5 protein-coding genes are annotated in these 5,993 nt (G+C 57.1%); 2 read left to right on the top strand and 3 right to left on the bottom strand.

Annotated features, from left to right (window positions below; genetic code table 11):
- Nucleotides 1–1,223 (bottom strand): ComEC/Rec2 family competence protein (locus ACXJ5O_RS16590; protein WP_457300851.1); only part of this gene is annotated, 1,223 nt, incomplete at its 3' end.
- Between the two features lie 113 nt (nt 1,224–1,336).
- Here ACXJ5O_RS16590 and gltX point away from each other — a divergent pair.
- On the top strand, nt 1,337–2,764 hold the full coding sequence (gltX, locus tag ACXJ5O_RS16585) for a glutamate--tRNA ligase (RefSeq protein WP_457300850.1): 1,428 nt from the start codon (nt 1,337–1,339) through the stop codon (nt 2,762–2,764).
- 144 nt (nt 2,765–2,908) lie between these two features.
- Nucleotides 2,909–4,201 (top strand): citrate synthase, encoded by a 1,293-nt coding sequence (gltA, locus tag ACXJ5O_RS16580; protein ID WP_112529278.1) that lies wholly within the window; start codon nt 2,909–2,911, stop codon nt 4,199–4,201.
- 50 nt (nt 4,202–4,251) lie between these two features.
- On the opposite strand, the gene lpxB is transcribed toward gltA, so the two are convergent.
- Both lpxB and ACXJ5O_RS16570 read right to left on the bottom strand, forming a co-directional pair.
- Nucleotides 4,252–5,430, bottom strand: a complete 1,179-nt coding sequence (gene lpxB / locus ACXJ5O_RS16575; RefSeq protein WP_457300849.1) for a lipid-A-disaccharide synthase — start codon at nt 5,428–5,430, stop codon at nt 4,252–4,254.
- A partial coding sequence (locus ACXJ5O_RS16570) for an LpxI family protein (protein WP_457300848.1) occupies nt 5,430–5,993 on the bottom strand: 564 nt, incomplete at its 5' end. The genes ACXJ5O_RS16570 and lpxB, both read right to left, overlap by 1 nt.

The following is a 5,993-nucleotide window of genomic DNA, read 5'->3' as shown; positions in this document are numbered from 1 at the left end:
AGATTGCGCATCGATATCGCCGCCCGGTCAACAGTCACGGCCAGGAGCATTACAGCGAGCATGACGAAGCTGCGCTGGGCCGCGACGTCGGAGCCCGACAGCAGCAAATAGAATGCGGAGCCCACCAAGGCGATCGCCGCCGAGAGTTTCTTCACGGGAAACCGCGCAGAAAATCCGGGGAAGAACGCCATGATCGCGCGTAGCGAGCCGATGATCGTTGCCGCTACCAGTGCCATGTGGAAGCCGGAGATTGACAGGATATGCGAAAGTCCGCTCAAGCGAAAAGCGCTGTTGGTGTCATCGCTGATGCCATCGCGCTGGCCGGTGATCAACGACGCAGCGATGTCACCCGGTTCGCCTCTGATGTTATGCAAGATGCGCTGGGTGAGTTGCTGTCTGATATTTGCAATCACCAGCAAGATCGTAGCAACTGGTCCTGTGCCCGAAGCCACAGGCACTGTTTCGAGCTTTCCCAGCACAAATCCACTGGCACCGACACCTCTGTAGTAATTATAGAAGGCGAAATCATAATTGCCCGGCCGCATCGGGCCGGACTGCGGGCGCAGATGAACGAGGCCCTTGAGACCATCGCCGACCTTCAGGTTGCGAGGCACTGTTCTTGCCGAGACAGTAACGCGGTCCGGACCGTATTTTAGTGCCGGCCGTGCTGTCGAAATCACATCCATGGTGAGACGCCATCCGCCCTTGGCATCTCGCGACATGGCTTTGACACGGCCCGTCATCCGCGTCGTGACTTCCGAGCCAAGCATTCGGGTTCCGGCCCGGATCGTTTCGACTTTGCCAAAAAGCATGCCGGCCACCAGGGCGATCGCGAATAGAAGAACAAGCCGCAACATGGGCCGTGCCTGCGCCAAGGCATGGCAACCGACGAGAAAGGTCACCCCTGAAAGAATGGCACTGAGTCTCGGTTCAACAGCCGCATTAAAATAGAAAATCGCACCGATACCCGCAAAGACAGGTAAGAACAGAAACAGCGTACCGCAATCGACTTCGCAGTTGAATGCCTTGGGGATCGCAAGACGCACAGACTGAAGTTGCGTTCGTGCAGAATTGCCAAGTCCACGTAGCCTCGCAGGCCAGTTTTCCTTTTCAACGACTAAATCAATGGTCCGCGTTTGAGTCGCGATTTCATAACCGCCGCTGTCGGGACGGAGAAAAAACTGCTGTTCGCTGGTCTTTGTTCTGGTAGCAGGACCTTCCATTTGCTTTCCGGTTCTGCCAGTGCCCTTGCACAGCAGCGGTGCTATGCTACATGAACGCCAGATCAATTCGATTGGACGTTCGGCTAATACGCCGGGCACCCGCTGGAGAACTTATGTCATCGTCCGTTGTCACCCGTTTCGCACCCTCTCCGACCGGTTATTTGCATATCGGCGGCGCCCGCACTGCCCTGTTCAATTGGCTTTATGCCAAGCATACGGGCGGCAAGATGCTGCTGCGTATCGAGGACACAGATCGGGAACGTTCTTCGGAAGCAGCCGTAACTGCAATTCTCGACGGTTTAAAATGGCTGGGTCTTGATTGGGATGGCGATGCCGTGTCGCAATATGAGCGCGCGCCGCGTCACCGCGAAGTTGCAGAGGAGCTCGTCACCAGAGGTAAGGCCTATTATTGCTATGCTTCACAGGCCGAGCTTGAGGAAATGCGTGAGAAAGCTCGCTCCGAAGGCCGTCCACCGCGTTATGACGGCCGCTGGCGGGATCGTGATCCCAAGGAAGCACCCGAAGGTATCAAGCCGGTCATCCGTATCAAGGCACCTCAGACAGGTGAAACACTCGTTCGCGACCAGGTTCAGGGCGATGTCCGGTTCCCCAACAAGGATCTCGACGATTTCATCATCCTGCGCTCCGATGGCAATCCGACCTATATGCACGCTGTTGTAGTCGACGACCATGACATGGGCGTCACCCATATCATCCGTGGCGACGATCATTTGACCAATGCGGCGCGACAGACGGTGATCTACGATGCGATGGGCTGGGATGTGCCGGTCATGGGCCACATACCGCTTATTCATGGCGCAGACGGCGCAAAATTGTCGAAGCGGCATGGTGCGCTTGGGGTGGAGGCTTATCGCGCCATGGGCTATCTGCCCGCAGCGCTGCGCAATTATCTCGTGCGTCTCGGCTGGAGCCACGGCGACGATGAGATTATGTCCGATGAACAGATGATCCAATGGTTCGAAATCTCGGATATCAACCGGGGCGCATCGCGCTTCGATTTCCAGAAGCTCGAGGCGATCAACGGCCACTACATGCGCATCTCGGACGATGCGGACCTGGTCAAAGACCTGATCGATATCCTACCGGAGATCGAGGGTGGCGCGGAGATGCTGTCGCGCTTGGATGACAACACGCGAAAGCAACTGCTCGCCGCGATGCCGGGCCTGAAGGAGCGCGCGAAGACATTGGTCGAGCTCGCGGACAGCGCAAAGTATCTTTTCGCAAAGCGGCCGCTTGCACTTGATGAAAAAGCGTACGCCTTGCTTAACGATGAGGGCCGGAGCATTCTTTCCGGCGTACTTCCGGACCTTGCCGCGGTTGATGAATGGAGCGCCGAACCGCTGGATGCTGCAGTGCGGGCTTACGCGGAAAAAACGGGGCTGAAACTCGGTAAAATCGCGCAACCCTTGCGCGCAGCTTTGACCGGAAGAGCAACGTCTCCGGGTGTTTTCGATGTATTGGCAGTCTTGGGAAGAGAAGAATCCCTTGGCCGCATAGAGGATCAGGCAAAAGGGCAATAGCACGCAAATTTGAGCGCATTTTTGCATTGCAACATCGTACCTTTCGAGTACGGTGTCGTGCCTGACAAGATAAGATTATGGCCTCATTCGAGGCAGATGCTTTTGCGCTGGATCAGCGCAAGTCGAAGCAAGAAAGGAACGGCAATGTCTGAAAACAGCGTCAACATCGACCTGAATGGTCACGAATTCTCCTTGCCAATCAAAAAGGGGACCATTGGACCGGATGTCGTGGACATTGGGACATTATACAAGAACACCGGCGCCTTCACGTATGATCCGGGGTTTACATCCACTGCTGCTTGCGAGTCGCAGATCACCTATATCGATGGCGATGAAGGCATCTTGCTGCATCGGGGCTACCCGATCGAACAACTGGCCGAACACGGCGATTTTCTAGAAGCCTGCTATCTCTTGCTCTACGGCGAATTGCCGACGAAGAGCCAGAAGGCAGACTTTGACTTCCGCGTGACCCGGCACACTATGGTGCACGAGCAGATGTCGCGTTTTTTCAGTGGTTTCCGCCGCGATGCGCATCCAATGGCCGTCATGGTCGGCTGCGTCGGCGCCCTGTCCGCGTTTTATCACGACTCGACGGACATTTCCGATCCGCATCAGCGCATGGTCGCTTCGATCCGCATGATTGCGAAAATCCCGACCCTCGCTGCGATGGCCTACAAATATCATATCGGTCAGCCTTTCGTTTACCCGAAGAACAATCTCGATTTCGCGACGAACTTCCTTCACATGTGCTTTGCTGTTCCCTGTGAGGACTATGTGCCAAATCCGGTTCTTGCACGCGCAATGGATCGCATTTTCATCCTGCACGCCGATCACGAGCAGAATGCATCGACGTCTACAGTTCGCCTGGCCGGTTCGTCGGGCGCCAATCCGTTCGCTTGTATCGCTGCGGGCATTGCCTGCCTCTGGGGTCCTGCTCATGGCGGTGCCAATGAAGCAGCGCTGCAGATGCTCGGGGAAATCGGCACCATGGATCGCATTCCCGAGTTCATCAATCGCGCCAAGGACAAGAACGATCCGTTCCGCCTGATGGGCTTTGGTCATCGCGTCTACAAGAATTACGATCCGCGCGCGAAGATCATGCAGCAGACGACGCGCGAAGTGCTCGCCGAACTCGGCATCAAGGACGACCCGCTGCTCGACGTTGCCATGGAACTTGAGCGTATTGCGCTAACCGATGAATACTTCATCGAAAAGAAGCTTTATCCAAACGTCGACTTCTATTCGGGCATCACGTTGAAGGCGCTTGGCTTCCCCACCACCATGTTTACCGTGCTGTTCGCTGTTGCGCGCACCGTCGGCTGGATTGCCCAGTGGAAAGAGATGATCGAAGACCCGCATCAAAAGATTGGCCGCCCGCGCCAGCTTTACACAGGTGCGACGCCGCGCGATTATGTGAGCGTCGAAGATCGCAAATAGTCACCATCATATGGTCAAAAAAGGCGCCCACCCGGCGCCTTTTTTACTGGTCATTTGTGTGAAGCAAATTCCAGCACTTTTTCTGCGGCAATCTCCCCTGCGGGACGCTCGGTCTGCATCAGCCTCGCAACCTTGTCGAAACTTTCAAGCTGTGCGGCGCGCCGGTGACCCGGAACCAGCAATTGCTCGATTTGACGGGCAATAGGGCCGGGTCGGACAAAAATATTGAAATATTCCGGAACAACCGGCTCATCTGCGATGATATTTGGAAGCGCCGCGCTCCATACCTTGATCCTTGGCGCAATAAATGTCCGCGCCAGCCAGTCCGGCTTGTAGGAAAGGACTGTGGGAATACGCGCCAGCGCCAGTTCCAGCGAAACGGTTCCGGAGGCCGCAAGCGCTGCGTCGGCCTCAGCAAATGCTTTCAATCTCTCCGCCTCACCCACAACGATACGAGGCTTCACTGTCCAGCTTGCAGTCAATTGCCGGACAAGCGGCTCGACCTTCGGCAGCGTCGGCAGAACGACGTTGATGCGATTGCCACGGTTTGCCAAAAGATCGATGGTCTCGCCGAATGGTTCTGCAAGACTGATGATTTCGGAGCGCCGAGAACCCGGCAGCACAACAAGGTTCTTCTCAGCCCGGTCCCCCAGGCTAGTGTCGCGCGCGCGGTTTTGTTTTGCGGCGTCCAGCAACGGCGCATGCGATACCAGCCTGTGCCCGACATAGGTCGCAGGCGGGCCATCCAGATCCTTCAGGGCCTGCACTTCAAACGGCAAGATCGCCAGCACATGATCGATATAGGCGCGCATTGCCTTGGCCCGTTCCGGCCGCCAGGCCCACACTGAAGGGCTGATGTAATTGATGATTGGGATCGAAGGATCAGCCGCCCTCACCTTGCGCGCGACGCGATGGGTAAAATCCGGACTGTCGATGATCACCAGACAATCTGGCTTCGCTGCGACGATTGCCTTCGAAAGCTGCGAGATCCGGTGCACGAGTTGCGGCAGTTTTTGAACAATGGCACTCAGGCCGACGAGTGCGATTTCATGCTGGTCGAACAAGCTGTCGAGTCCGAGTGCGCCAAGATGCTCCCCGCCGACACCGGTGAGCGTCACCTCGCCTGCATATTGCCGGCGCAGCGCTTGAACCAGATCGGCGCCCAGCAAATCCCCGGACTCTTCCCCCGTGACAATGGCAAGGCGCAAGGGTTTCGGCGCGGCAGTCATCAGGAGGGTTCCTGCTCAAAGGTCTCGATGAATAGTCCGGCTTTGTTGGCAGCGGCAATAGTTTCGCCGTAGCCGAGGATCAATGTGCGGCGTGCCTCAATGGCAATGCCCTTGAGCCCCGCCTTGACAGCATTCTCCACGGTACTGACCCCAATGGCCGGCAGGTCAGCGCGCACTTCCTGTTGCGGCTTGGCGCATTTGACGAGAACACCACCCTTGCGATTGATACGCTTGGCATGCCGCAGCTCCGCCACACGTTGCAGCATGGCATCGGTACCTTCGACGCCTTCCAGCGCCACGACTCGCCGGCCGATGGCGATTGCCGCTTGGCCGATATCGAGCGAGCCGATCATGATTGCCGCCTGCCGCGCCGCATTCATATTGGCGACGCTTTCCTGGTCGGCGCGCTTGCGCGTCAGCGTGCCTGGAGCTGGCGCGAGGATGTCTGGAACGATTTCGTGGGCGCCGAGAACGCGAAAACCATAGGATTCGATTGTCGCAATGACGGCGCGCAACAGGCCGTCATCGCCCAGCCGAAATGCCCGCAGGAAACGATAGAGCGC

Source organism: Phyllobacterium sp. P5_D12 (assembly GCF_054049495.1).
The sequence above is the reverse complement of the archived record's forward strand: the minus strand, read 5'-3'. Positions and strand labels throughout refer to the sequence as shown.

What these genes read in the sequence shown, in the direction of transcription:
- lpxB (WP_457300849.1), bottom strand. Translation starts at nt 5,430, where the DNA reads ATGACTGCCGCGCCGAAACCCTTGCGCCTTGCCATTGTCACGGGGGAA.
- gltX (WP_457300850.1), top strand. Translation starts at nt 1,337, where the DNA reads ATGTCATCGTCCGTTGTCACCCGTTTCGCACCCTCTCCGACCGGTTAT.
- gltA (WP_112529278.1), top strand. Translation starts at nt 2,909, where the DNA reads ATGTCTGAAAACAGCGTCAACATCGACCTGAATGGTCACGAATTCTCC.